Origin of the sequence: Virgibacillus subterraneus, from assembly GCF_900110695.1 — a bacterium.
GTDB classification, from domain to species: domain Bacteria; phylum Bacillota; class Bacilli; order Bacillales; family Amphibacillaceae; genus Lentibacillus; species Lentibacillus subterraneus.
Genome location: NZ_FOEH01000006.1, coordinates 1 through 26,885 on the forward strand (window position 1 = coordinate 1; position 26,885 = coordinate 26,885).

The following is a 26,885-nucleotide window of genomic DNA, read 5'->3' on the forward strand; positions in this document are numbered from 1 at the left end:
CTGGTGTACCAGTTGTTCCGCCAGGAGCATAGCTGGGTAGCTACGTGTGGCAAGGATAAGTGCTGAAAGCATCTAAGCATGAAGCCCCCCTCAAGATGAGACTTCCCATCACTTCGAGTGAGTAAGATCCCTCAGAGACGATGAGGTTGATAGGTCCGAGGTGGAAGCGTGGTGACACGTGTAGCTGACGGATACTAATAGATCGAGGACTTAACTAATAATGACAAGTTGAAAACGTTGATGTGAAGCTCTTATTTAGTTTTTAGGGTACAAACTTTAAAAAACCCCTTGCATTTTCTCTTAGAAATGCATATAATATATCTTGTCTCCTAATTTTAGATAAAGAATTTATGATGATGTAGTTCACATCTTGTGAACAAGATTCTTTAGGTCTGGTAGCATTAGCGGAGAGGTCACACCTGTTCCCATGCCGAACACAGCAGTTAAGCTCTCCAGCGCCGATGGTAGTTGGGGCTTTGCCCCTGCAAGAGTAGGACGCCGCCAGGCCTTCTAGATTTATTCTGGAAGATAAGAAATTGCTTTTTAGCAATACGGAAAACAGTATTAAGTTAATATTATCTCATATCGCGGGGTGGAGCAGTCTGGTAGCTCGTTGGGCTCATAACCCAAAGGTCGCAAGTTCAAATCTTGCCCCCGCAACCAATTTAATTTAATTTACTAAGTCGAATTTACTTCAACTGTCTACGTTGAATAAGTCACCACTAGTTAACACATAAATATATCTTGGTCCGGTAGTTCAGTTGGTTAGAATGCCTGCCTGTCACGCAGGAGGTCGCGGGTTCGAGTCCCGTCCGGACCGCCATTACTTTTAACTCATGATTTCCAATTTTGGAAACATGTTTTTTTATTTTCAGTTAAAAAAAACAACATGGCTGCTGAATACGCAACCACCGTCTATCATGAAAATGAATTTGTAATCGAATTTGATAGGTGTTTTCATATAGCAAATTTGCTTTGCGGACACCAGAGACCTTATTTGGCAGAAATTCATGAAAATGGTCGTGTTGACGGACACCAGGGACCTTATTTAGCAAAAATGCCCTCTATTATCCATGATATATATATAATAAGGGCTTCTGTGTCCGGATAAGTTCGAAAAGGTCACTTTTTTATAGAAATAACGTCTCCTGTGTCCGCTAAAAAATAAAAGTCTTAGATTCCGTTAACCTTTGTAGAAGTATAAGGGGTTGTTTTCATAAGAATCACTTTAATGGATGCCAAACAAGTCTAATTCATAGAGTCTTATATTTTATCGATAATATTAAAAAGTTTATATTACTTAACTGCCGTTTCCGCGCAACTTGGAAGCGGCTTTTTAAATTTAGCTAGCAAGATCAAATATCACCAATAATAGTTAAAATAACGTTTACTTTTTCTTTTTATCCTCTTTTTGCTATCATTAACATAGTTAACAATGAGAAGTGGTGGTAATCTATGGATGAATTTTCTTTTATAAATTCGATAAAACAACAGACTTACAAGCAGTCTTCAGTTGTAAAAGGTATAGGAGATGATGCAGCAGTTTTTCGCAATACATCACAAGATATTGTAACTGCTGTAGATACTTTCGTTGAGGAAGTACATTTCTCAAGAGCAACAATGGATCCATTTCATATTGGGTACCGGTCACTTGCTGCAAACATTAGTGACTTAGCAGCAATGGGAGCAACGCCAGCATTTTATCTCGTATCAATTGTTATCCCGAAACACTGGGCCGATGAAGAATTAACCAAACTGTACAAAGGGATGGACAATCTGGCAACTATACACAACATGGACTTAATTGGTGGTGATACAGTTTCGGGAAAAGAGTTGTCGATTTCTATAACTGTAATTGGTTTTGTAAGTAAAGGAAATGCCAGATATCGTAGCTCTGCAAAGCCAGGTGATATTTTGTTCGTGACTGGGACGTTAGGTGATTCTCAAGCAGGGTTTCACATACTTAATAACCCCGGTAAATTTAAAGAAAAGGAATACTATTATAATAAACACCGTATGCCTGAACCAAGGGTGGCATTTGCTTTGGAACTGGGAAGTTTATCTAGAGTGGCTTTAAATGATATTAGTGATGGAATTGCTAATGAGGCGAATGAAATTTCGGAGGCATCGAAAGTAAGTATAACTATATATGAAGATAAACTGCCAACAAGTACTTCATATAAACAATTTCCTGTTAAACTTCAGCGTGAGTGGAAATTGTTTGGTGGAGAAGATTTCGAACTTGTAGGTACCGTTGCGAAAGCTGAATGGGAAGCCATGAAGTTAGTTGCTGAAAGAACAAATACTCCTCTTAAAGAAGTTGGCTATGTTGATTTCAGTAAAAGTGATGAGCACAAAGTGTTTGGAGTCAATCAAAAAAATAAAAAGAAACTTTTGGAAAAAAAGGGTTATACCCACTTGGAGTAGGTGAAAAGAATGAGCGAGCATCAATTAAAGGCAAATTCTGTTGAAGAGACAGGAAAAATAGCTGAGAAGTTAGCATTATTTTTGAAACCTGGTGATGTTGTTACATTAGAGGGTGACCTTGGAACTGGGAAGACAACATTCACAAAAGGGATTGCTAACGGACTTGGTATTAAACGAAACGTAAATAGTCCTACATATACGATTGTAAAAGAGTATGAGGGAGAACTGCCTCTATATCATATGGATGTTTATCGATTGGAGAATTCTGATGAAGATATTGGTTTTGATGAATACTTTAACGGAGATGGAATTTCAATAGTTGAGTGGGCACATTTTATCGAGGAATTCTTACCGGATGAGCGTTTAAATATAAAGTTTTCTTACCTAGATGATTGTACTCGCTTGCTAGAATTCACTGCCATTGGTACACATTTTGAATGGATTACAGCCGAATTATTCGGTTAAATATGAGGAGTTACTTGAATGAATATACTTGCAATGGATACATCAAATCAAGTATTGGGTGTTGCTTTACTTAAAGATGATCAGTTAATAGGTAAAGTCGTTACGAATATAAAAAAGAATCATTCAGTAAGGTTAATGCCTGCAATAGATCAATTAATGCATGATGTGAATATGACGCCTGACCAGCTAGACAAAATTGTAGTTGCAAAAGGTCCTGGCTCATATACTGGTGTACGTATTGGGCTTGCCACTGCCAAGTCTATGGCGTGGGCGCTGGACATTCCGGTTGTTGGAGTCTCCAGTCTCGAAGTTCTTGCATACCAGGGCAGATTTTTTAATTCATACGTATGTCCATTTTTCGATGCTAGGCGAGGTTTAGTTTTTACTGGATTATATCGCTGGAGAAATAGTGAGCTTGAATTAGTGGATAAGGAAAAAAATATACTCATGGAGAATTGGCTGCAGGAATTAGCATCCACACAAAAAGAAGTGTTATTTATAAGTCCGGAAATAGAACTTCATCAAGAAGCAATTCAGAAATATTTGGGAGATCGAGCAATTATCCCGAATGGCTTTGTTCATATGGCCGACCCAGCTCATTTGGCGTTAACTGGTTCAAATCAAGAGCCAGATGTAACCCATACATTGACACCAAATTATTTACGTATGGCTGAAGCTGAAGCCAAGTGGCTAAATGCACAAAAGGAAAAGCAAAATAATGGCTGAGTTAGTTATTCGACAAATGAAGTTGGCTGATATTGATTCTGTTATGGACGTTGAAAGGGCTACATTTGATTCACCTTGGCCAGAGGATATATTTCTTCAGGAAGTAAGTGGAAATCAACATGCGCACTACTATGTTATGGAATTAGACAAAGAAATTATAGGTTATGCGGGGATGTGGCTCGTAATTGACGATGCACAGATTACAAATATTGCTGTTACGCCTAAGTACAGAGGCTACAAATTAGGAGAGAAATTGTTTTTATATATAATTGAACAAGCGATACAAATGGGAACAAAGCGGTTATCATTGGAGGTCAGAATGTCTAATGAAGTCGCACAGCGGATGTACCGGAAGTTTGGGCTAGTCCCTGGTGGCATTCGCAAAAATTACTATAAGGATAATCAAGAAGATGCTATTGTAATGTGGGTGAATTTATCATGAAAAAAGAAAATTATATAGTTGGAATAGAAACAAGTTGTGACGAAACTGCTGTTGCAATCGTCAAAGATGGTAGAGAGATTATTTCCAATGTTGTGGCTTCACAAATTGAAAGCCATAAGCGATTTGGAGGGGTTGTACCAGAAATTGCGTCGCGCCATCATGTAGAACAAATAACAATTGTTTTGGAAGAAGCATTTAATGAAGCAAATATTACCTGGGATCAAATTGACGCGATTGCTGTGACTGAAGGCCCTGGTCTAGTTGGAGCGTTGCTTATCGGTGTTAATGCAGCAAAGGCACTTGCATTTGCAAAACAAAAACCTTTAGTTGGAGTTCATCATATTGCAGGACATATTTATGCTAATCGTTATGAACAGGAGTTTCATTTTCCACTATTAGCTCTAATCGTTTCTGGTGGACACACTGAGCTTGTTTTAATGAAAGAACATGGGAAGTATGAGCTGATAGGTGAAACACGTGATGACGCGGCAGGAGAAGCGTATGACAAGGTTGCACGTATGCTGGAGTTACCATATCCGGGTGGTCCTCATGTTGACAGGTTAGCTGCTTCTGGAGAAGAAAATATTACTTTTCCACGTGCTTGGCTTGAAGCAGACAGCTTTGATTTTAGCTTTAGCGGATTAAAATCATCCGTAATTAACACGATCCACAACGCGAAGCAACGTGGTGATGAATTGAAAAAAGAAGATATTGCTGCAAGCTTTCAAGGTAGTGTTGTCGACGTGTTGTCGACGAAGACTTTAAAAGCAGCCATTGCCTATAATGTAAAACAAGTTATTGTTGCAGGAGGGGTTGCTGCGAATGACGGGCTACGTAAATCTTTAAATGAAAAATTTAGTGGCACGAATATACCTTTATTAATTCCACCACTAAAATTATGTACAGACAACGCTGCGATGATTGCAGCAGCGGGGTACATCGCATATGAACAAGGAAAACGGTCTGATTGGGATTTGAATGCAAACCCTTCATTAGTTTTAAAATAAAATTTACTTTTAATTGTGACTTTTTAATGTTGTTATTTAATATGAATGGATTCTTTAGCTTTAATGTTTACCCACAGGACTGTGGATATTTTTTGCGAAAGCAAGTTTTGATTAAGATAATGATGTGGATATAAATTGTGGATAAATCAGTGGATAACTGTGGATTTTGTGTATAACTTTATTCAGAAACGAATGTATTCACTATTTTCCTGTGTATATGTCTGTGGATTATCTTAATAACTCACAAAAAGTTAATCAAACGTTTGAACAATATCTAAAGAAAGAAATTTGGTGGAGATTCAATGTCAACTAAACAATCCCATTACATACAAAGTGATTTTATTATTTTACTGACTTTGTTCATTTGTGTTAGTTTAATATCCATTTATAATGCACAACAATTGCCACAGTATAATGGGGATGAATTTGTTCTGAAGCAGATTTTATGGTTCATCGCCGGTATTTTAATTGCAGCGGTCATCCAATTTTTTGATTTAGAACAATTATATAAAGCTAGTATTCTTATTTACATCGTGGGTGTTCTAGTGTTAATTGGGTTATTAATTAGTCCTGAAAGTATTGCTCCGATTATAAAAGGACAAAAAAGCTGGTTTACTTTGCCCGGAATGTCGATGCAGCCAGCTGAATTCACGAAGATTACAACAGTATTGTATTTGGCCGCCGCCATTAGCAGGCACAAGCAGAAGTATGAAATAAGTTCTTTAAAAAGTGATAGTTTACTTTTTTTAAAGATTGTTTTAATAACAGCAATTCCAGTAATTTTAATCATGAATCAGCCGGATTTTGGTACATCAATGGTTTATATATTCATAGCTTGTATGATGGTTCTGTTATCAGGTATCGATTGGAAAATAATTATTGGCTTAATTTTAGCATTTACGATAATTATTGGCGGGGCGGTAGGGTTAACTGTTAAATTCCCTGAAATGTCGCAGGAGTTAATAGGACTTGAAGAATATCAGGTGAAACGTGTTACCAGCTGGCTTGATCCCTCACAGGAAACTACTAATGACACCTTTCAATTTGATCGGTCAATACGTGCGCTCGGCTCAGGGCAGTTATTCGGTAAAGGATTGAGTAGTTTACAAGTGGGAACTCCTGATAATCACACAGATTTTATATTTTCAGTAATTGGCGAAAGTTTTGGTTTCCTTGGCACTGCAATAGTTGTTTTCCTATATTTTCTTTTATTATACAAGCTTGTGACACTAGGTTTAACTAGTTCTCAGCATACTCCGTTTGGTGCCTACCTGTGTTTAGGATATATGAGCATATTGCTGATACACGCATTTCAGAATATAGGTATGACAATCGGGATTATGCCGATAACTGGAATTCCGTTATTATTAATTAGTTATGGCGGGAGCTCGGTATTGGCAACGATGATCGGACTTGGCCTTGTCTATCGAGTAGCTGTAGAATATTCTATTCAACAGGATTATCTATTTAAATAAAAAACCACATGAAGAGCCTATCATGTGGTTTACTCTTGTAATGCTGTCCATTCTTCCATTAATTGCTCGATTTCTTGTTTAAGCTTGCTGGTTTGTTTTGTCAGCTCTAGTGACTTTTCGTGATCTTGAAATATCTCCGGTTCAGTCATTTTTTGTTCAATAGCGGCCAATTCATTCTCGAGGTTTTCAATTATCGATTCTAAATCGTCGATACGGCGTTGTCGTTTACGCTCTTGACTACGAATTATTTTTTCCTCTTTAAATTTGTTCTTTCGTTGATTTTGAGTGTGCACTACTTCTGTTGCCTGTTGCAGCTTCTCGATTTCAACTTCTTCTTGTTTCTTCTCTGTATAGTAGTCATAATCACCTAAATAAACAGTTGCCCCATCTTTTTGCATTTCAACGACCTGATCCGTAATCTTATTTATGAAATAACGATCGTGTGATACGAAAATAATTGTTCCTGGAAATTCCATCAATGCGGCTTCCAGTACTTCTTTACTATCAATATCCAGATGGTTCGTCGGTTCATCAAGTACAAGGAAATTTGCTTGTTGCATCATCAGTTTTGCTAGAGATAATCGCGCTTTTTCGCCCCCGCTTAGTGAACGGACAGATTGTAGAACATCATCACCAGAAAATAAAAAGTTACCTAAAACAGTACGAATATCTTTTTCATCTACAGAGGGATATTCATCCCACAATTCATCCAATACTGTCTTGGACGATGATAATGTTTGCTGTTCCTGATCATAATATCCTATTTGTACATTTGTACCAACATGAATTGTTCCACTTGTTGGCTTAATCTGACCAAGAATTGTTTTTAACAAAGTTGTTTTGCCAACTCCATTGGGGCCAACAAGTGCAATGCGTTCTCCTCTGTTAACATGTATTTTTAGATTGGAAAAAATGGGTGTTTCATCATATTGAAAGGATAAATCATCAATCTTTAACACATCATTGCCACTTCTTCGGTTAATCTGAAACGAAAAAGAGGCAGATGATTCATCACCTTTTGGTTTGTCAAGCTTATCCATTTTTTCTAATTGCTTACGTCGACTTTGAGCCCGCTTTGTTGTGGATGCACGTACAATGTTTTTTTGAATAAAGTCCTCTGTTTTTTTAATCTCATTTTGCTGCTTTTCAAATTCCTTCAATTCCTGTTCATAATCCAATGCTTTTTGTTCGAGGAATTTACTGTAACTTCCATGGTATTTCTTTGTTTTATGACGAGATACTTCATAAACTATTGATACAGTCTTATCTAGGAAGTACCTGTCGTGTGAGACGATAGTTACAGCACCGGGATAGTTTGCTAAGTAATTTTCTAGCCACGCTAAGGTTTCAATGTCGAGATGGTTTGTAGGCTCGTCCAGAATCAGTAGTGCTGGTTTTTTCAACAATAACTTCCCGAGCGCCAGACGCGTCTTCTGCCCGCCACTAAGCTCATTTATTGGTGTATTATAATCGAAATCATGAAAATGTAAGCCTGTTAGAACTGCTTTGATATCAGCTTCATATCGATAACCGCCTTCATCATCAAACGCTTGTTGTTTTTTGTCATAATCAAGCAGAAGCTGTTCATAGTTTGCGTCAGAAAGCGTTGCTGCCCGTTCCATTTCTTTTTCAAGACTACGAAGTTCCTGCTCCTTGATTAGCAAGTGCTCAAATACTTCTACCATTTCATTCCAAATGGTTTTATCAGATTCAAGGCCAGTGTGTTGCGAAAGATAGCCTGTGGTTAGATCCTTTGGTTTAAACAATTCACCTACATCATGAGAAAGTTCGTCAGCCATAATTTTAAGTAAGGTTGACTTGCCAGCCCCGTTTCTGCCAACAATCGCGATTCGGTCTTTAGCTTTTATTTCAATTTTTATATTTGATAAAATCTCGTCTGCTCCAAATGATTTGGAGAGACCATTCATTTGCATAATAATCATTTCGTTCACCTCATCCTATACAAGTGTATCTTATAATGAATTGGCTCGGCAATGATATTGTGAAATTAATCACGACTTATCTGTTTTTTTCTGATAGAATAGGTCTTAATAAGACATGGCAGGGAGTTGAGCATATGGCAGATTTTACTCATTTTAATGAACAGGGAAGAGCAAAAATGGTTGATATTAGTGATAAAAGTGAAACCGAGCGGACAGCTACTGCTATTTCAAGTATTCAAGTAACCAAAGAAATCTATCAAAAAATAACAACAAATAAGATGAAAAAGGGAGATGTACTTTCGGTGGCTCAGGTTGCTGGAATAATGGCTGCCAAAAAAACACCTGACTGGATACCGATGTGTCATCCCTTACAATTAAAGGGAATTGATATTTCATTTGATTGGGAGACTAATAATACATATGTATTGCAAATACAGGCATTTGTGAAGACAAAAGGAAGTACAGGTGTTGAAATGGAAGCCCTAACAGCAGCTTCAGCTACAGCACTTACGGTATATGATATGTGTAAAGCAATTGATAAAGGAATGGTAATCGGTCCAACGTATGTACTGTCGAAAAAAGGCGGTAAGTCAGGAAATTACTATCGTGAAGATCAGGGGGAATAATCATGGATCAAAATAAAATTCCGCAGGCTACAGCAAGGAGGCTTCCATTATATTATAGATTTTTAAATAACTTGAATCACCAAGGGAAAAAGCGAGTATCTTCAAAAGAACTGAGTGAGGCGGTAAAAGTTGATTCCGCTACTATCAGAAGAGACTTTTCTTACTTTGGGGCATTGGGAAAAAAAGGGTATGGCTACAACGTCGAATACCTGCTTGGGTTTTTCCGAAAGACATTGGACCAAGATGAGGTAACTGAAGTTGCATTAATTGGTGTAGGGAATCTTGGAACTGCTTTTTTACATTATAATTTTATGAAAAATAACAATACAAAGATAGTGAAGGCTTTTGATACTAATGCAGAAAAAATTGGAACAGATATTGGAGGCGTACCGATATTTCATATTAATGATTTAGAGGAGAAAATGACAGGAGTCAGTGTAGCAATCTTAACTGTACCGGCCAATGAAGCACAAAGCATTACAAACAGACTTGTCGACTATGGCGTTTCCGGAATCCTTAACTTCACTCCAGCAAGAATTACGGTTCCTGAGAAAATCCGTGTTCATCATATTGATTTAGCAGTAGAATTGCAATCATTGGTTTACTTTTTGAAACATTATCCACTGGACTTAGATTAAATTTCAAATAGCTAACTTCTGTTACTGGGGGTATTTGCATGCGAAGAATAGATTCTAAATGGCTTGTAGTAATGTCAGTATTGTTTGGGACATTCACCGTCATTTTAAATAATAGTATGCTAAACCCAACACTGCCTACCTTTATGAGACTATTTGAAGTTGATGCTGTAGCGGTCAGTTGGATGCTGACAATTTTTATGGTGTCGATGGGAATGACAATGCCGTTGACAGGTTACTTAGGTGATCGTTTTGGGAAAAAGCGTATTTACATAATTGGGCTCATCATATTTATGATTGGCTCGATATCAGGGGCGGTATCGTCTGATTTAGGTATGGTAATTATTTCAAGAGCTATTCAGGGTACTGCTGGAGGCCTTATGATGCCAATAGCGATGGCACTTATCTTTAACGCATTTCCTAAAAATGAAAGAGGTCTCGCCGTTGGTATTTATGGTGTTGCAGCAATGGTAGCACCTGCAATTGGACCAACCGTTGGCGGGGTTGTTATCGAGTTTTTTACTTGGCAGTTCCTTTTTCTATTTAATCTGCCATTTGCTCTTTTAGGAATATTATTTTCTACTAAATATCTAGCCCCAACCGAAAAAAACCAGGATCTTAAATTTGACCTTCCTGGATTCCTGTTAATCTCAAGTGGGGTTGGCTCAATACTATATGCGCTGGGTCGAGGAGCTACATTAGAATTACTGTTCTCACCATTAAGCATCGGGTTAATATTAACTGGACTAATCCTTATTTTTATCTTTGTGAAGTATGAGAACAAACAAGAACAGCCATTGCTTGATTTATCTATTTTTAAAATACCAACATATACCGTTTCAATTGCTATAACGGCAACTGCATCAATCGGGCTATTTTCAGGAATATTCCTGTTGCCGCTGTTGATTCAGGAAGTTTATGGGTTAGGTGAAATACAGACAGGTTTATTATTTTTGCCTGCTGCCTTATTAAGTGGTGTGTTTATGACCTTGGGTGGAAGAATATTGGATAAAAAAGGCCCAAAACACGTGGTTCCAATTGGTCTTGTTATTCTTGGAGGATTCACACTGGCTCTTGGGTTTAACACATTGTCTACATCATTTTGGTTTATCCTGATTTTGAACTCTGCTCGAGGTGCAGGACTCGGTATGTGCAATATGCCTGCAACTACAGCCGGGATGAACACGATACCTGACCATCAGGTTGCACAAGGATCGGCAATGAATAATGTTATCCGACAAATATTTTCATCGTTTGGAATCGTCTTTTTCTCAATTTATTATGAGGTACGGCGGGCACAACTGTTTACTCAGAATATGGAAACCCAGCAGGCTACATTGCAGGCATTAAACGAGGCTTTCATGATTGCCGGTGTATTCATTTTATTGATGGTCCCAGTATCATTTGCCATGAAGGGAACTGAAGAACTGAATGAATTAAAAAGAAGTAACGCATAGCAGCGTTACTTCTTTTTAGCAAATAAGAAAGTATATCTACTTTCTTACTGCATAAGTGCAACTAAGTGTATTCGCCTAAGGGCTCGGCGAATGCCCAGTTTTCTAATCCTTTTTCTTTAATCTAAAATGGATGACGAGCATTCGAAATCCGACACCGAAATCAAGTGTTGCAATTATTGCAAGAATGATAGTAGAAAAGTTCCAAACGGATTCTCCGGTACTCTGTATTGCCATATACGTGAATAGTATCCCCATTATAAAATAAATGACAAACATAGCTTTTGGTGAGATCTTCATATCTGTATTAGCCTCCAATTAAAATCATCTGCATCTGTTCAAGTTGCTTCTGCATTTTTTCAATATCTTCAGGATCCAATGAAAATTGTACAATTACAGAAATAGAATTAAGAGCCATGTGAACAATTATAGGCACGATAATGCGTTCTGTTTTTACATATAAAAAGGCAAAAACAAATCCCATCGATGCATATATCAGGATGTGCTGTGGTTCTCCATGGATGACGCCAAAAATAAGCGCGGAGAGTAGGGCCGCAATAAAAAAGTTAGTACGGCTATATAACGCTCCAAAGATTATTTTACGAAAAATAAGTTCTTCTAATATGGGTGCAATTATTGCAGGGATAATCATAAATATTGGTGCAGCACGTGTAATATCCATAATCATCTCCGTATTTTGGGAACCTTGTTCAATATTAAAGACACTCGTTTCAATAGTCACCGCGATTGCTTGGGCAAAATAAGCCATAAAAACACCAACAAACGACCATAGAATAACGCCCCTGATTGATACGGCATTTCTGGACTGTGCCATTTTCATATCTGGTTTCATTAATACTAAAACGATAATCAGGGCAATGATAAAGCTGAATATTGTCCAATAGATAACAGCATCTTGCCGTCCTATTGGCAATGTTATAAGCAGGATTGGTACAAATAGTAATCCTGAAAATTGCATAATTAAATATGTTAAGATCACATACCAATAACGTTTTGTCAAAATGTAACGACCCCTTTAGCATTCATAATTAATATAGTGTATGCTTTGGATAATTTCTCTATTAGAAAACTTGCTTATTGTTAAAGGAATTCTTATGAAAGCGTATTTTGCTTTCATAGCAGTTATATTTTCTTACTTTTCTTTAACAAAGCACTCTCCATTAAAGCTTGGCGAACACCAAGTCTTCTAAAAACTTTTTATGCTTAGGAGTGCAAGCCTTAATGGCTACTATCTTAACAGCTTAAAAAGAAAGACTCTATAAATATTTTATCATAATTTCAGTATGCGTTATAATAGAATGGTTTAGATGGACATACAAATATAAAACTGAAAAAATTTAAAAGAGAATACTTGCATTTTTTAGCTGATTTATTTATTATAATAATTGGAATTAGCACTCGCTATATTCGAGTGCTAATAAATAATAAAAATAAGAAAAGGAATTAAGGAGGTTGTGTACATGATTAAACCACTAGGAGATCGTGTAGTAATCGAGCTTGTTGAGCAAGAAGAAAAGACAGCAAGCGGTATTGTCCTTCCAGACTCTGCAAAAGAAAAACCACAAGAAGGTAATGTTGTGGCGGTTGGTTCTGGCCGTGTAACAGACAATGGAGAAAGAGTTGCTCTTGAGGTAAGTGAAGGAGATCGTATCGTCTTCTCTAAGTTTGCTGGAACAGAAGTGAAATATTCAGGCACAGAATACTTAATTCTACGCGAAAATGACATTTTAGCTGTTGTAGGCTAAATTAAAATGTCAGAAAGATATATCATACGAATTTAAGGAGGATAATTTCTATGGCTAAAGAAATCAAGTTTAGTGAAGACGCTCGTCGCGCAATGCTCAATGGCGTGGATACATTAGCAAATGCTGTAAAAGTAACATTGGGGCCAAAAGGTCGTAATGTTGTTCTAGATAAAAAATATGGCTCACCATTAATTACAAACGATGGTGTTACAATCGCCAAAGAAATCGAACTAGAAGATCATTTTGAAAACATGGGTGCACAGCTTGTATCAGAAGTAGCATCGAAAACAAATGATGTTGCAGGTGACGGTACAACTACGGCAACTGTATTGGCGCAATCTATGATTCGTGAAGGTTTGAAAAACGTTACATCTGGAGCTAATCCAGTAGGTGTTCGTCGCGGTATCGAAAAAGCTGTAGAAGCTGCTGTAGGCGAATTGAAATCTATCTCAGAGCCAATTGAAAGCAAAGAGTCAATTGCACAAGTTGCATCTGTATCATCAGGTGATGAAGAAGTTGGCGGTCTAATTTCTGAAGCGATGGAACGTGTCGGTAACGATGGTGTAATTACAATTGAAGAATCAAAAGGATTTAATACTGAATTAGAAGTAGTTGAAGGTATGCAATTTGATCGTGGGTATGCTTCTCCATATATGGTTACTGACCAGGATAAAATGGAAGCAGTACTAGAAGATCCTTACATTCTAATTACAGATAAGAAGATTGGTAACATTCAAGAAGTATTACCAGTACTAGAACAAGTAGTACAGCAAGGTAAACCACTTCTAATGATTGCTGAAGATGTTGAAGGGGAAGCACTTGCAACATTAGTTGTCAATAAGCTTCGCGGAACATTTAATGCCGTAGCTGTTAAAGCTCCAGGCTTTGGTGATCGTCGTAAATCAATGCTTGAGGATATCGCAACATTAACTGGCGCTGAAGTAATTACAGAAGACCTTGGACTTGACCTGAAAAGTACAACAATGGAGCAACTAGGTCGCGCATCCAAAATTGTTGTTACAAAAGACAATACAACAATGGTCGAGGGTGCAGGAAACCCTGAAGCTATCTCCGCTCGTGTAGCACAAATTCGTGCACAGGCTGAAGAAACTACTTCTGAATTTGATAAAGAAAAACTACAAGAACGTCTTGCTAAACTAGCAGGTGGCGTTGCAGTAATTAAAGTTGGCGCTGCAACAGAAACTGAATTAAAAGAACGTAAACTTCGCATTGAAGATGCATTGAACTCAACACGTGCAGCAGTTGAAGAAGGTATTGTTGCAGGTGGTGGAACTGCTTTTGTTAACGTGCTTAGTAAAGTAGGCGGACTATCACTTAAAGGTGATGACGAAGCTACTGGTGCAAGTATTGTACTTCGTGCATTAGAAGAACCAGTTCGTCAAATTGCACACAATGCAGGCCTTGAAGGTTCTATCATAGTAGAGCGCCTAAAAGGTGAAAAAGTAGGCATTGGTTATAACGCAGCTAATGGCGAATGGGTAAACATGGTTGAAGCAGGAATTGTTGATCCTACAAAAGTTACACGTTCAGCATTGCAAAATGCAGCATCTGTTGCAGCAATGTTCCTAACAACTGAAGCAGTAGTAGCAGACCACCCAGAAGAAGATGGCGGTGCCGGTGGCGGCATGCCAGACATGGGCGGCATGGGCGGCGGAATGCCGGGCATGATGTAATCCAAAAAATGAAAATGACCTGGGAGTTGAACTATACTTCCATTCCCTTGATATAAAAGGGTTTTGATGTTAGTGAAAGTATGACTTAACATTGTAAATATAATAAGAGGCTTTTCTTAAGTTAAATCTAACTTTTGAGAAGCCTCTTTTTTAATGTATAGGAAATTATAAATTTAAGTGTTGTGGATAATTGGACTTCCGAATCAGCGACGTCCAGCTCCGACGTACAGGACGTACTAGTGCCGGTGATGCCACAGGACGTGGCGTTCTCACCGGCCAGCGCCTAGCGCCTAGTGGACTTCCCTCCCCGTTTCTAAGAAAGAAATAAAGGATGTTCGACTAAAACCACCACATCCTGTGGCAACGTCGAACTACCCCACGTCCTGTGGGGCAGCTTACGCTCTTCGTGTATCCTTTAACAGGGAACAGGAAGACCGGCTTAGACCGCCGCTTTGCGCGGAAACGTCGACCCACCCGCAGCGCTGAGCGCAGTCCATACTGCGCTGAACAGGCGCTCGCTTTTGTTCTCTCTCTTGTTAGATTTCTGTACAATTTTTGTGTTGAGAGTGACCAAGGCGATTTTTACGATAGTTCGTTTTACTTGCTGGCTTTGTGTATTATATAATGAGGTGTCAAAGAAGAAGGAAAGATGGGAAGTGCCTATGACTAAAAAAAAGAATAGCGAATATAGAAAAAAGGGAAAAAAGCACAATAAATCTGAAAAACAGTACGTGGCACGTGGGAGTCGAACGGAAGGCGGCAAATCAAAAGGCAAGCATACGGCGAATAATGCGCGTCAGCGTAGCCAGAAAAACGCAACCGCAGAGGTAACCTGCTCAGGTCTGACCAATGATGGAAAAGGCATTGTTCAGTGGAAAGGGAAGCAATTGGAAGTAGCGCATCTAATGCCTGGTGAGACGGCTGAGGTGAACATTTCTAAGAAAGGGCGTTTTTTCGATACAGAGCTGAAGCGGGTGATTAAACCTTCAGAAGACCGTGCCAATTTATCGCGCTCATCTTATTACGAGGGCGTGGGGTGCCACATTCAGCACATGAATGAGCATGCCCAAAAGCGTTTCAAACAGAAAATTATAGATGAACTAATGAAGCCTTTCGGAAAACCAGAGCCAATCATAACCATGGAGCTTCCGTTTTACTACCGTAACAAAAATGTTATGACATTCGGTTTGAATAAAAAAAGGCAGATTATATGTGGGCTATACGCTGAAAATACTCATCAGATAATACCAATGGAAAGGTCCATCATCCATGATCAAAAAGCGGATGAGATTATTCAAACCATCAAGGGGATGATGAAGTCCTTTAAAATGCAGCCTTACAACGAAGACACTGGGCAGGGATTTTTGCGACACGTATTGGTGAGGGTCGGAAAGAAAAGCGGTGAGATCATGGTAGTGCTGGTAGCTGCTTCACCTATGTTCAAGGGCAGTAATAATTTTGTGAAAGCACTAAGAAAAGAGCATCCAGAAATTACGACTATCCTGCTGAACGTCAATAACCGGGACACCAGTATGGTTCTGGGCAAGCAAGAAAAAGTACTGTTTGGCAAGGGTACCATAACAGATACACTCTGCGGACTGAAGTTCGATATCTCGGCGAAATCCTTCTATCAGATTAATCCGGTCCAGACGGAAAAGTTGTATGCAAAGGCAATTGACATGGCAGAGCTGACTGGAAAGGAAACTGTGGTGGATGCGTATTGCGGCATCGGCACTATTGGTCTGATTGCCAGTAAGAAAGCCGGAAAGGTCATTGGTGTGGAGTTGAATAATGATGCGGTTCGTGATGCTATCCATAATTCAAAGCGCAACGGTGTGAAAAACGCCCGATTCTATCAGGGCGATGCCGGGGAGTTCATGGTGAAGATGGCAGCACGTGGTGAGAAAGCTGATGTGGTGATAATGGATCCGCCACGAAGCGGGAGTGACGAAGCGTTCTTATCCAGCATGGTGAAGCTGCAGCCGAAGCGGGTAGTGTATGTGTCTTGTAACCCGGTGACTCAGGCACGGGATTTGAAGTACTTGGAGAAGAACGGCTATGCGGTTGAAGGTATTCAGCCGGTGGATATGTTTCCGCAGACGGCGCATGTCGAAGCGGTCGCAAAATTAGTACTAAAAGAAGAAGCAGGTAACCGATAACTTTATTGAAATGTTAGAAAAGAGGGTCTGCTGGTTCCCCCTTACAGATTTTCACGCTATCGCTTTTATGTGAGGGACGAAAATGAGGTAGATGCGGAGTGTCACATGAACAAAGGGTTTATGTGGCACTTCAAGTATCTGGAACAAGCTACACGAAATTATTTTGAAAAATAAAAAAATATTTGCGTTAATCATTGATTTAAGTATTTGAACGGGGTATAATTAATGGAAACATATGTTCGTGAAAGAAGGGTTTCAAGGGGTGAATACCAATCATATCTCATAGTACTATTAAGTTCATTGAAGGGAGGAGAGACCATGACGAAAGTGGTCATCTTAGCGGAAAAACCCTCTCAGGCAAAAGCATATGCAGAGGCCTTTACGATTTTGGAAAAAACGAAAACTTACATTCAATTAAAGCCAGATGATACATTCCCAAATGGTGCGACAATCACGTGGGGAGTCGGCCATCTGGTTGAATTAAATGAACCCCATGATTATAAGCCCGAGTGGAAGAAGTGGAAGCTTGATCAACTGCCGATTGTTCCAGAGAGGTTCCATGAGAAGGTCTCTAAAGGAAAGTGGGAGCAGTTTCGAGCGGTCAAGAGGTTATTCCTGCAGGCGGATGTGCTTGTGAATGCGGCAGATGTCGATCGGGAAGGGTCGAATATTTTTTACAGTATTCTTCGCTTAACGGGTGTAAAAGGAATGCCTATTCGACGTTTGTGGATTAATTCTCTCGAGAGAGATGAAGTACGTAAAGGATTTAAGAATTTACAAAACAACGAAAGGGATTTGCGGTTGTTTGATGAAGCGAAAGCCCGTCAAATCAGTGATTGGATGGTTGGAATCAATGCTAGTCGCTTGTTTACTTTGCTTTTGCAGAAAAAAGGTTTCCCAAGCTATTTATCGATTGGACGCGTCCAGTCTCCTACAGTTTATTTAATCTATCAAAGGCACAAGCAAATTGAAAACTTTAAATCCGAACCCTTTTACCAGATTGAGGGGTCTTTTCAATCGGAGGCAGGTATATATCAAGGGTTGGCTGAGATTAAGGAAAAGGATAAGACAAAGGTGCAGGCACTTTTGGATGAGTATGGGCTCAAAGAAGAGGTGGATTTAATAGGGATTGTCCAAAATACAGACAAAAAGACAAAACATCAAAAGTCACCTAAACTGCATTCGCTTTCCACCCTGCAAAGTGTTGCCAACAGACGTTGGAAATATACACCGTCGCAAGTCCTCAAGACGTTGCAAAAACTCTATGAAAAGCGCCTTGTCACCTATCCACGAACAGACTGTAACTTTATAACCGAACATGAATTTGCTTATTTAGTGGATAACTTGAATTCGTATCAGGAAGTGTTGAACATTTCGTTCAAACCTGCGTCCCTAAAACCCAATAAACGGTATGTAAACAGTAGCAAGGTTCAGGAACACTATGCGGTCATTCCGACAAAATCAGTCCCCTCTCAAAAAAAGCTGACTGGACTAAGCTATGAAGAACTTAATATTTATCATGAAGTTCTGGCCACGACCCTCGCGATGTTCCATGCGGACTACGTGTATGAAGAGACTACGATTTTTACAAATGTTTATGACTTACCCTTTAAATCTACAGGCAAAAGAGAAGTGAAAAGCGGCTGGAAAGAGCTATTTCCAAAGTCGTCTAAAGCAAAACAGGAGAAGGAAGCAAATCTTCCGTATGTCCAAAATGGTGAGCAGGTAGGCGCACGACTTCATATTAAGGAAAGTATGACGAAGCCGCCGAAGCCGTACACAGAAGGTCAACTGATCAATATGATGAAAACCTGCGGAAAGCTCATGGATGATGAGGAAGATGTGGAAATTTTAAAGGAAGTTGAAGGTTTGGGAACAGAAGCCACTCGTTCAAGTATTATTGAAACGATTAAGGCACAGAAATATATTGAAGTGAAAAGAAACAACGTGTCTATCACAGATAAAGGAATTATGCTTTGTGAAGCGATTGAAGGAACGCTATTATCAAGCCCCTCTATGACCGCGAAATGGGAATCATACTTAAAGAAAATCGGCAGCGGTGAAGGATCGAAACAAGTATTTATTAAACAGACAAGCCAATTTATTGAAACATTAATTCAAGAAATCCCCGACTCGATTCAAAAGGTTAACGTTCGAAGCACCGGAGAGAAAAGCAAATGGAATGATCCTATCGCCAAATGTCCTTCCTGTCCTACAGGATCTATTATGGATCGATACAAATTTTATGGATGTTCCGCTTACAAAGAAGGGTGCAAAGTAACTTTTCCGAAAAAGTTAGCCGGAAAAACGTTAACGAAGAATATGATTAAAACGTTGTGTGAGATGAAGCGGACGAAAGTTCTAAAAGGATTTAAGGGAAAGAAAACGTTTAGTACAGCTTTAACACTAGATGAAGATTATAAGATTAAATTTGAATTTGCAAAGAATGCTTGAAGAAAGAATTTTCCTGCCATCCACTGTAGAGCTTATACAGCGAGGACATGGGATTTGTATCTGGTTACGCCCTTAAATTCTTGATGTGGAAGGATCTGTTAGTAAGGTGATAGTGGTAGCTTAACTGAATTAGAACAAGCAGTATTCAAAACGTTGATCGAAGTCCCAATAGATGAGGAAAATATTGAACTATTATTCCTAGCTTCAGTATTGTTAAGTGATTCGGATAATGAACAATTATCTTGCATTTCAAAAAATAACGTGGAACTTGTTCATAAATGTGACTGATATGGATATTCTAACATAATAGATATAGTCCGCTACTTTGACTTTTACGAAATTGAAGTCGAATGGTTATATTCTTGGATCGAGCAAGATGGTCGGTTCATATTGACATGCTTTTCATATTACTGGCGCACTTCCTCCTGGTAGAAGAAAGGATGCAGTTCCACTTGATTGATACTCGGTAATATTAAATCATTTAAGTGATACAGTTGTAATCAGGCTCTTCTGTATATTAATCGCAAAGGAATTTTCCAGAAGAAATAGAATATATTCTTATAAAGAGTTTACATTAAAACAGAAAGGAGTTAAGGAACTATACCTGAGTCTTGTATTAATAAACAGAAGGTTAATTCGCTTAACTCCACAATTTCTTGAATTTAATATTACCCATTTCTACCTTTATCAAATGTTTCATGGATTATTTCTATAACATCTTCTTTATCATTATTTTTAATCATTTTTTATCATCCTTTCAACTATACATTGTCCCAAAGTGAGGTGATTTATACGTGAAAAAAATTACTATTGAATTAAATGATGAAACATATGAACAAATAAGAGAAATAACAGAACTGGAAAATTTAATAAATCGCCACAGAGACAAAAATAGAAGTGACAATTATAAAACTGAGGAGTTTGTTGTGGGTTGTATAGTGGATAAAGTAGAACAAATAAAACATTTTAATAAGGTTAACCCATTGATTAAAAACAATGCACAGGCAAAAGTGAAGAACAGATTTAAAGAAATAGCTAAAAATAAAAATATCTATATTAAAGATGTGGCTGACCAACTGGAGATGCAACCGCCAAATATAAGCAAAATATTTAACAACGTGTCTCAGCCACGATTAGAGTTGTTTATCAAAATTTGGATTGTGTTAGGATCCCCGCCGTTAAGCCAGTGTATTTACTTGGAAGAATAAGGAGTTTTGTCGCTTAGGCTTTTTTTTTGCGCTTTTAAAAATAATAAATGTAATAAGACGAGCAGGTCTGCCCATATCATTATATATATTAAAATTATAAAGTAAGTATCAAAAACATTATGGGAGGGTAATAATTCTTAACAGACCTTGAATTGCAAAATAAACAACTATTTATAAATGGCAAGATAGAGGAAAGGGTATTTAAGTCGCAAATGGATTACCCGAAAAAGAATTAATTTTAGAGTGAATATATCGAGTAAAATGATAAATTAATAATAAGATAACCAACAAATCTACACAATAAAGCTTTCACAAATGGCGATTCACTACCCTGACTTAAAAGTGAGAGGGGATGGTGGCAGGTGACAGTGTTCGAAACGCTTGTACTAATGATCACTTTTGGGTCATTAATTGTGGCGGTTCTGTCAGACCAAAAAAAATAACCACCCATAAGCCTAGCAGGATAGAGGGTAGTTATTTTTGCTTGGCTAAACATAAAGTGTTTTACGGCGAGAAAAAGCTAATATAAATCGAACAATCTTATAACAGGCACCAAAACTTCCCTCCTGAACATTATGAAAGTAATCCTAATCAAGCTATCTATACAAAGAAACTTTTATCCGTTCATTAACTTGCCTAAGGGGATGAAAGTTCTGTGGCCAAATTTGTAATAGGCTAACGATATACCTTTCAAATGCTATTTAATCTTATATCTGGAATATCATGCAAGACTTCCATAGAAAGGACTCTGATACGACCTTCTGTGGCAGCCTTTAAATCATCGGTTATTGAAATAAAGAACTTATTTAAACCAATATATCGGCTCGGGCTTAGTGTTTAGGAAGATGTGTTTTACTTCTGTATATTCTTCAAGGCCAGGTTTACCTAATTCCCGACCAATCCCTGATTGTTTGTAGCCGCCCCAGGGTGCTTGGGCGAAATATGGGTGAAAATCGTTAATCCATACCGTTCCCATGCGGAGTTCGGCAGCTACATGATTAGCTTTAAGCATATTTTCTGTCCAGACTGCACCTGCTAAGCCATAAATGGAATCGTTAGCTAATTGGATTGCTTCATCTTTGGTTGTAAAACGCTCAACTGTTAGTACAGGTCCAAATACTTCTTCTTGGACGATTTCCATATCTGTTGTGCAATCTGTGAAAATTGTTGGCCTATAAAAGAAGCCGTTCTGTAACTCAGGGGAATCAGGGCGCTCTCCGCCTGCGAGTAAAGTTGCCCCTTCTTGTTTCCCAATTGCTACAAAGCTTTCCACTTTTTCACGATGTTCGGCTGAAATCATTGGCCCGGATTGTGTCGTCTCATCAAACCCATTGCCAAGCTTAATTTTTTTAACACGCTCAGCTAATTGAGATACAAAGGAATCGTGGATTTTATCCTCTACGATTAACCTGGAACCAGCGGAACACACTTGACCGGCATGGAAGTAAGCTGCGTTAAGTGCCTGATCCAATGCAGTTTCCAAATCAGCATCGGCACAAACGATATTTGGATTTTTACCACCAAGCTCCAAAGCAATGTTTTTCATGGAATCGGCTGCAGCTTTCATTATTTTCTTTCCTGTGTGAATACCTCCAGTAAAGGATACGAGGTCGACCATCTTGTTATCAACTAACTCTTGGCCGACCGTATCTCCAGCACCTAGTACTAAATTAAAGACACCGTTTGGTATTCCAACCTCTTCGATTAACTCAGTAACTTTTATGGTAGTAAGTGGTGTGATTTCACTCGGTTTCAATACCACCGTATTACCAGCTGCAAGTGCAGGTGCTATCTTCCATGAAGCCTGGAGTAACGGATAATTCCATGGGGTGATTTGTGCACATACACCTATTGGTTCACGTACGACCTTACTCGAGGAATTAGGGATAGGTGATTCAATAACTTCTCCACCATCTTTGTCAGCTAGTCCAGCATAATAACGAAAAACTCCAGCAATATCATCCATATCTGCACGACTTTCTGCTATTGTTTTCCCTGTATCAAGTGTCTCTAGCTCAGCTAGTTCTTCTTTGTCGCGTTCAATAAAATCAGCCACCTTAAATATAAGCTTTCCGCGCTCTGTGGCAGAAGTATTTCGCCAATCCCCGTTATCAAAAGCAATTCTAGCAGCGTTGACAGCCTCTTGTGCAGTTGCTTTATCACCTTCAGCAGCAGTGGCGACGACTTCCTGGTTAAAGGGATTAATAATATCACGGGTTTGGTCATTGTGTGGCTGGATCCAATCCCCATTTATAAACATCTTTTTACTATACATTCAGAATCCTCCTGTCATTGTAAATTATCGGTTTGCTGTCAAAACAGGCTAGTACTATGCTTGGGTTGAACGCGTGATTTGGGATCAATATATGACTTTGCGTGATTAATAGCTATCGGCCCTTCACCGAATCCTAGGGCAATCAGGTTTACTTTGCCTTCGTGGCTAGTAATGTCACCGGCAGCATAAATACCATCAATATTCGTCTCCATTTTTGGATTGACAATGATAGATTTTTTCTCTAATTCTATTCCCCAGTCCTGGATAGGTCCTAGATTTGACTTGAATCCATGACTAACTATTAGCGAATCAATGTCCAAACTAATTTCCTCTGAACTATTTTTATTCCCAATTGTTACTTGTTTCAGTTCTCCATTTTCCCCTGATAAAGAATTAATAACATAAGGAGTAAATAAGGTAATATCGGATGTTTGTAATTGTTTTACACTTTGTTCATGGGCACGAAACTTGTCACGACGGTGTACTAATGTAACATCGCAAGCAGCAGACTGTAACGTTAATGCCCAGTCAACAGCTGAATCTCCTCCACCTGAAATCAGAACTCTCTTATTCCGAAATGTTTCGATATCACTAACACTGTAGTGCAGATGTGAACCTTCATATTCTATAGCATTTTCAATAGGCAGACGATGTGGGTGGAAGGCACCAACTCCGCCTGTTGATTATTACTGTTTTTGAAAAGTATACACCTTTTGTTGTTGTTATTTGGAATAATTTATCGTCTAATTTTTCTACATGTGTTACAGCTGTATCTAAGGATATATCAGGATCAAATGCTAATGCTTGTTCCTCAAGCTGTTTAACTAGCGTCTTGGCTTTTACATTTGGAAAGCCAGCAACGTCATAGATGTACTTTTCGGGATACAATGCAGTTAGCTGTCCACCCAGATCTGGCAGACTTTCAATTAAGTGAATATCCATTCCGCGCATACCTCCATAGAAAGTCGCAAATAATCCAGCGGGACCTCCTCCGATAATAGTCACGTCATGGATGTGTTGTTCTTGATGCACAAAAACCACTCCAATTATTTATATACGATTACATAATCATTTTCTATTTTGACCGGAAAGCTTGGCAGTTTACGTTCTGGATTAGCTAGCATGCGGCCATCATCTTTTACGTCAAACTCACGTCCATGCCAAGGACAACGAAGAATTTCCCCATCCTGGCAAAATGTATATTCACCTGGGTTATCAGACTGGGGAGCACCACAAAGTTTACCTTTGGCTAAAGGGCCACCTTGATGAATACACTTATTTGTAAATGCGTAAAATTCTCCATCTAGAGTCTTACAAACTACTATAGAAATTCGTCCTATTACAGACTCTCTAAGTTCCCCCGGTTGCATATCATCGATGTGACAGACAGTTTGTTCCTTCATATGTTATCCCTCCTTTATTTTAATTTTGGATAAAATGCTCTGGCGTTTTCGGAAAATAGCTTTTTCTTTAAATCAGGGTCAAAATTCGGTATGGCTCGATGTGGCGAATCAAAATCCCAATGCGGATAATCCGTTGCAAAGCAGATCATTTCTTCTGAACCCATCTGATCAAGTACGGATAAGAAATCCTTCTTATTTAATTCTTCTGATGGCTGGGTGCAAAACCGGACATGTTCTTTCATAATGTCGCTGGGCTTTCTTTTAATCCACGGTACTTCGTGACGAAGGTCAGTATACTGCTGATCAAGCTTCCACATTAAGTGAGGAACAAAAGTAAAGCCGCCTTCAATCATCATAAGTTTAAGGTTTGGGAACTTCTCGAAAACACCATTGAAAATCATATTTGTGACCATCATCATGTGTGTTGTTGGCAGAAGACTGTGCCATTCTATAAAGTATCTTGGCCATTTACCATAATAAATAGGTGGCTCATTGTGATGCATGCCGATCATCAAATTGTGTTTTTCGGCAGCTTCATATATGGGGTGGAAATAAGGATCGCCCCACATCTTATCATCAATAGGCAGCAATATTTGAACCATTTTCGGATGTGAACCAACGCGTTCTATTTCACGAACGGCTCCACTTGGGTCTTCGGCGTTAATGTGTACAGAACCGTACAAACGCTCATCTTTTTCTAACCAATTCTCTATTTGCCAGTCATTATAGGCAGAAGCTAGTGCTGTCGCCATCTCATACCATCCGTGCATAGATGATGGTGAAGGATCCAAGGCACCGGTGAGAATACCGTACTCATGACCAATGTCATCAAGCAGTTGTTCCTGCATGAAGGGTAGATCAGACCCTGCTATTCCGCCATCTGGTGTTTTTGCATCAGCACGATTCACACCCGCCACAGAGGGTTGTGTATACGGCAAATGTTTCTCCTGAATCCAATTTGCATCCTCTATATACCTTCTGTAAGGATTGTCTAAATACTTGAATAAATCTTTGTACAGGACACTTTCATGGATATCAACGTCAATAATTCTTTTTTTTGGCGATTGCTGGTTGTTATTCATTCTAAATCCTCCCAATTGTTTCCTAGTACTAGTACACTAACAGTCATCTTTCTATTGCCCAAACGGCGTAAAGAACCGTGAGTAACACTGAGTGGACTCAGTGACGTTCAGTAAACGTCAGTAAACCTTAGAAATACATTTACGGTTTTCCTAATATTTCGTGATCTGGGCATCAGAGGGTTTTGTTACTGAATAAGTGCAACTTAGCCATTCACCATTAAGGCTTGTACAAAGTATAAGGGGTTCCAAGAAAGCAAAATACACTTTCATAAGAATCTATTTAACAAGTGCCGAGTTTTCTGAATAAATGAAAATATTCCCTTTATTTTCCTGTTACAATCAAATAACAATTAATTAATCTGGACAAAATATCAGTGAAAATAATATACAATAAAAATATATATCAACTAAGAAGCAGGTGTAATTGTGAATAGAATCATCTTATTCGTAGTGGTCATCGTAATCTTAAGCTCACCATCCCTGGCATATGCACATGCTGGATCTGGTGAGGAGCGGCCATCTGTGGTTAGCGAAGCTGCAATTGTAATGGATTCAGAAACCGGTACTGTACTTTATGAAAAAAGTTCCAAATCATCCATGTATCCAGCAAGTCTTACCAAAATCGCAACCGCAATCTATGCAATAGAGATAGGTGACTTGGATGATGTTGTAACTGTAAGTGAGAACGCTAGCGATGAAGAAGGTACAAGCGTTTTTTTGAATGAAGGGGAACAAGTTAAACTCAAAAAGCTTGTTCAGGGATTATTAATTAATTCTGGCAATGATGCCGGTGTGGCTATTGCGGAACACTTAAGCGGGAGTGTTGAACAATTTTCAACGGACTTAAATGCATATTTAAAAAATGAAATTGGTGTACAATATACACATTTTGAAAATCCTCATGGTCTTTATGATCCAAATCACGTTACTACAGCTGAAGATTTAGCCAAAATTACGAAATATGCTATGAAAAACCAAACGTTTCGGGATATTTTTGGTACAGTAGAATTGAAATGGAATGGTGAATCTTGGGATACAACCCTCTTGAAACATCATAAATTAGTTAGGCAAGTTATTCCGTATAAAGGCGCTACAGGTGGTAAAACAGGATATGTAAGTAAGTCCGGTTTCACCCTCGCAACTACAGCAGAGAGAAATGATTTGAACCTCATAGTAATTACTTTGAATAGTAATTTGTCGTCCGCTTCATACAATGATACTAAAAATCTGCTAAACTATGGATTTGAAAACTTTGAGCGATCCAGCGTTGCCAAAGGGACTACATTTAAAGCTGGTGAACAAACATATAAAACATCTGAAGAATTGAGATTTACCCATATGCAGGGTGAACAGGTGAATAGAGAAGTGAATGAGGATGGGACTTTGGATATTGTAAGGGAAGATGGCACTATCATTAATTCGTACCATCTTGATAAGTTATCTGATCGAGTAAAAATTAATGAGTCTAGTACTGTGAATAAGGATATTAAGACAAATTCAATGTTTGGTGATTATTTCCCCATGTTAGTAATAACTGCGATCATAATTGTTTTAAGTTTATTAGTCCTGTTCTATAGTCGGAAAAGAATATAAATGAAATAAAACAAAAAGGATTCCCGCTTATGTATATGCATTTGCATGGAA

The 26,885-nt window shown here is 38.6% G+C and carries 22 protein-coding genes, 2 tRNA genes, 2 rRNA genes and 1 pseudogene; 20 read left to right on the plus strand and 7 right to left on the minus strand.

Annotated features, from left to right (window positions below; genetic code table 11):
- The 10 genes from BMY13_RS15490 to BMY13_RS15535 form a co-directional block, all read left to right on the plus strand.
- Positions 1–218, plus strand: a 23S ribosomal RNA gene (locus BMY13_RS15490); the annotation flags it as partial.
- 173 nt (positions 219–391) lie between these two features.
- A 5S ribosomal RNA gene (gene rrf, locus BMY13_RS15495) occupies positions 392–507 on the plus strand.
- A gap of 79 nt (positions 508–586) precedes the next feature.
- Positions 587–663 (plus strand) — tRNA-Met (locus BMY13_RS15500).
- Positions 664–746: 83 nt separating this feature from the next.
- A tRNA-Asp gene (locus BMY13_RS15505) sits at positions 747–823 on the plus strand.
- Between the two features lie 632 nt (positions 824–1,455).
- Positions 1,456–2,427: a thiamine-phosphate kinase gene (gene thiL, locus BMY13_RS15510; RefSeq protein ID WP_092505691.1), complete on the plus strand. Its 972-nt coding sequence runs from the start codon at positions 1,456–1,458 to the stop codon at positions 2,425–2,427.
- Positions 2,428–2,436: 9 nt separating this feature from the next.
- Positions 2,437–2,892: a tRNA (adenosine(37)-N6)-threonylcarbamoyltransferase complex ATPase subunit type 1 TsaE gene (gene tsaE / locus BMY13_RS15515; protein WP_092494447.1), complete on the plus strand. Its 456-nt coding sequence runs from the start codon at positions 2,437–2,439 to the stop codon at positions 2,890–2,892.
- 18 nt (positions 2,893–2,910) lie between these two features.
- Positions 2,911–3,618 (plus strand): tRNA (adenosine(37)-N6)-threonylcarbamoyltransferase complex dimerization subunit type 1 TsaB, encoded by a 708-nt coding sequence (gene tsaB / locus BMY13_RS15520; RefSeq protein ID WP_092505693.1) that lies wholly within the window; start codon positions 2,911–2,913, stop codon positions 3,616–3,618.
- On the plus strand, positions 3,611–4,060 hold the full coding sequence (gene rimI / locus BMY13_RS15525; protein ID WP_092505695.1) for a ribosomal protein S18-alanine N-acetyltransferase: 450 nt from the start codon (positions 3,611–3,613) through the stop codon (positions 4,058–4,060). The genes tsaB and rimI overlap by 8 nt, the downstream gene beginning before the upstream one ends.
- Positions 4,057–5,067, plus strand: coding sequence for a tRNA (adenosine(37)-N6)-threonylcarbamoyltransferase complex transferase subunit TsaD (tsaD, locus tag BMY13_RS15530; protein WP_092494444.1), 1,011 nt, complete (start codon positions 4,057–4,059; stop codon positions 5,065–5,067). The genes rimI and tsaD overlap by 4 nt, the downstream gene beginning before the upstream one ends.
- 302 nt (positions 5,068–5,369) lie before the next feature.
- Positions 5,370–6,542 carry an FtsW/RodA/SpoVE family cell cycle protein gene (locus tag BMY13_RS15535; RefSeq protein WP_092505697.1) on the plus strand — a complete coding sequence of 391 codons (1,173 nt, stop codon included), beginning with the start codon at positions 5,370–5,372 and terminating at the stop codon, positions 6,540–6,542.
- Positions 6,543–6,571: 29 nt separating this feature from the next.
- Here BMY13_RS15535 and BMY13_RS15540 read toward each other — a convergent pair whose 3' ends face one another.
- Positions 6,572–8,485, minus strand: a complete 1,914-nt coding sequence (locus BMY13_RS15540) for an ABC-F family ATP-binding cassette domain-containing protein (RefSeq protein ID WP_092505699.1) — start codon at positions 8,483–8,485, stop codon at positions 6,572–6,574.
- A gap of 134 nt (positions 8,486–8,619) precedes the next feature.
- Here BMY13_RS15540 and moaC point away from each other — a divergent pair, with 134 nt between their 5' ends.
- From moaC to BMY13_RS15555, 3 genes are read left to right on the plus strand one after another with little or no spacing between them, the layout of a single operon-like run.
- On the plus strand, positions 8,620–9,111 hold the full coding sequence (gene moaC / locus BMY13_RS15545) for a cyclic pyranopterin monophosphate synthase MoaC (protein WP_092494458.1): 492 nt from the start codon (positions 8,620–8,622) through the stop codon (positions 9,109–9,111).
- A 2-nt stretch (positions 9,112–9,113) separates the two neighbouring features.
- A complete protein-coding gene (locus tag BMY13_RS15550; protein ID WP_175476832.1) occupies positions 9,114–9,749 on the plus strand; it encodes a redox-sensing transcriptional repressor Rex in 636 nt (211 codons plus the stop codon).
- Positions 9,750–9,787: 38 nt separating this feature from the next.
- Positions 9,788–11,203, plus strand: a complete 1,416-nt coding sequence (locus BMY13_RS15555) for an MDR family MFS transporter (RefSeq protein WP_092505701.1) — start codon at positions 9,788–9,790, stop codon at positions 11,201–11,203.
- Between the two features lie 102 nt (positions 11,204–11,305).
- On the opposite strand, the gene BMY13_RS15560 is transcribed toward BMY13_RS15555, so the two are convergent.
- Together BMY13_RS15560 and BMY13_RS15565 are read right to left on the minus strand one after the other, a co-directional pair.
- Entirely contained in the window at positions 11,306–11,500 is a 195-nt protein-coding gene (locus BMY13_RS15560) for a YdiK family protein (protein ID WP_092494439.1), read from the minus strand.
- A gap of 7 nt (positions 11,501–11,507) precedes the next feature.
- Positions 11,508–12,221, minus strand: coding sequence for a CPBP family intramembrane glutamic endopeptidase (locus BMY13_RS15565; RefSeq protein ID WP_092505703.1), 714 nt, complete (start codon positions 12,219–12,221; stop codon positions 11,508–11,510).
- Positions 12,222–12,681: 460 nt separating this feature from the next.
- On the opposite strand from BMY13_RS15565, the gene groES reads away from it, so the two are divergent.
- The 6 genes from groES to BMY13_RS20085 all read left to right on the plus strand — a co-directional run bounded on the left by groES (position 12,682) and on the right by BMY13_RS20085 (position 20,924).
- A complete protein-coding gene (gene groES, locus BMY13_RS15570; RefSeq protein ID WP_092494437.1) occupies positions 12,682–12,966 on the plus strand; it encodes a co-chaperone GroES in 285 nt (94 codons plus the stop codon).
- Between the two features lie 50 nt (positions 12,967–13,016).
- Positions 13,017–14,660: a chaperonin GroEL gene (gene groL, locus BMY13_RS15575; RefSeq protein WP_092494436.1), complete on the plus strand. Its 1,644-nt coding sequence runs from the start codon at positions 13,017–13,019 to the stop codon at positions 14,658–14,660.
- A 662-nt stretch (positions 14,661–15,322) separates the two neighbouring features.
- The gene (gene rlmD / locus BMY13_RS15580) at positions 15,323–16,819 is read left to right on the plus strand and encodes a 23S rRNA (uracil(1939)-C(5))-methyltransferase RlmD (protein WP_092505705.1); all 1,497 of its coding nucleotides are present in this window, start codon (positions 15,323–15,325) and stop codon (positions 16,817–16,819) included.
- 318 nt (positions 16,820–17,137) lie between these two features.
- Entirely contained in the window at positions 17,138–19,273 is a 2,136-nt protein-coding gene (locus BMY13_RS15585; protein WP_092505707.1) for a type IA DNA topoisomerase, read from the plus strand.
- Between the two features lie 794 nt (positions 19,274–20,067).
- Positions 20,068–20,481 (plus strand): helix-turn-helix domain-containing protein, encoded by a 414-nt coding sequence (locus BMY13_RS15590; RefSeq protein WP_092505710.1) that lies wholly within the window; start codon positions 20,068–20,070, stop codon positions 20,479–20,481.
- Between the two features lie 368 nt (positions 20,482–20,849).
- Positions 20,850–20,924, plus strand: coding sequence for a putative holin-like toxin (locus tag BMY13_RS20085; protein WP_425445165.1), 75 nt, complete (start codon positions 20,850–20,852; stop codon positions 20,922–20,924).
- Positions 20,925–21,283: 359 nt separating this feature from the next.
- Here the strand turns inward: BMY13_RS20085 and betB are convergent, their stop codons facing one another.
- The 4 genes and pseudogenes from betB to BMY13_RS15610 all read right to left on the minus strand — a co-directional run bounded on the left by betB (position 21,284) and on the right by BMY13_RS15610 (position 25,241).
- Positions 21,284–22,756 carry a betaine-aldehyde dehydrogenase gene (gene betB, locus BMY13_RS15595; RefSeq protein ID WP_092505712.1) on the minus strand — a complete coding sequence of 491 codons (1,473 nt, stop codon included), beginning with the start codon at positions 22,754–22,756 and terminating at the stop codon, positions 21,284–21,286.
- A gap of 38 nt (positions 22,757–22,794) precedes the next feature.
- Positions 22,795–23,788, minus strand: a pseudogene (locus BMY13_RS15600) (NAD(P)/FAD-dependent oxidoreductase).
- Between the two features lie 14 nt (positions 23,789–23,802).
- Positions 23,803–24,159: a Rieske (2Fe-2S) protein gene (locus tag BMY13_RS15605; protein ID WP_092494415.1), complete on the minus strand. Its 357-nt coding sequence runs from the start codon at positions 24,157–24,159 to the stop codon at positions 23,803–23,805.
- 14 nt (positions 24,160–24,173) lie between these two features.
- Entirely contained in the window at positions 24,174–25,241 is a 1,068-nt protein-coding gene (locus tag BMY13_RS15610) for an amidohydrolase family protein (protein WP_092494414.1), read from the minus strand.
- A 426-nt stretch (positions 25,242–25,667) separates the two neighbouring features.
- On the opposite strand from BMY13_RS15610, the gene BMY13_RS15615 reads away from it, so the two are divergent.
- Positions 25,668–26,834, plus strand: a complete 1,167-nt coding sequence (locus BMY13_RS15615; RefSeq protein ID WP_092494413.1) for a D-alanyl-D-alanine carboxypeptidase family protein — start codon at positions 25,668–25,670, stop codon at positions 26,832–26,834.
- Positions 26,835–26,885: the final 51 nt, after the last annotated feature.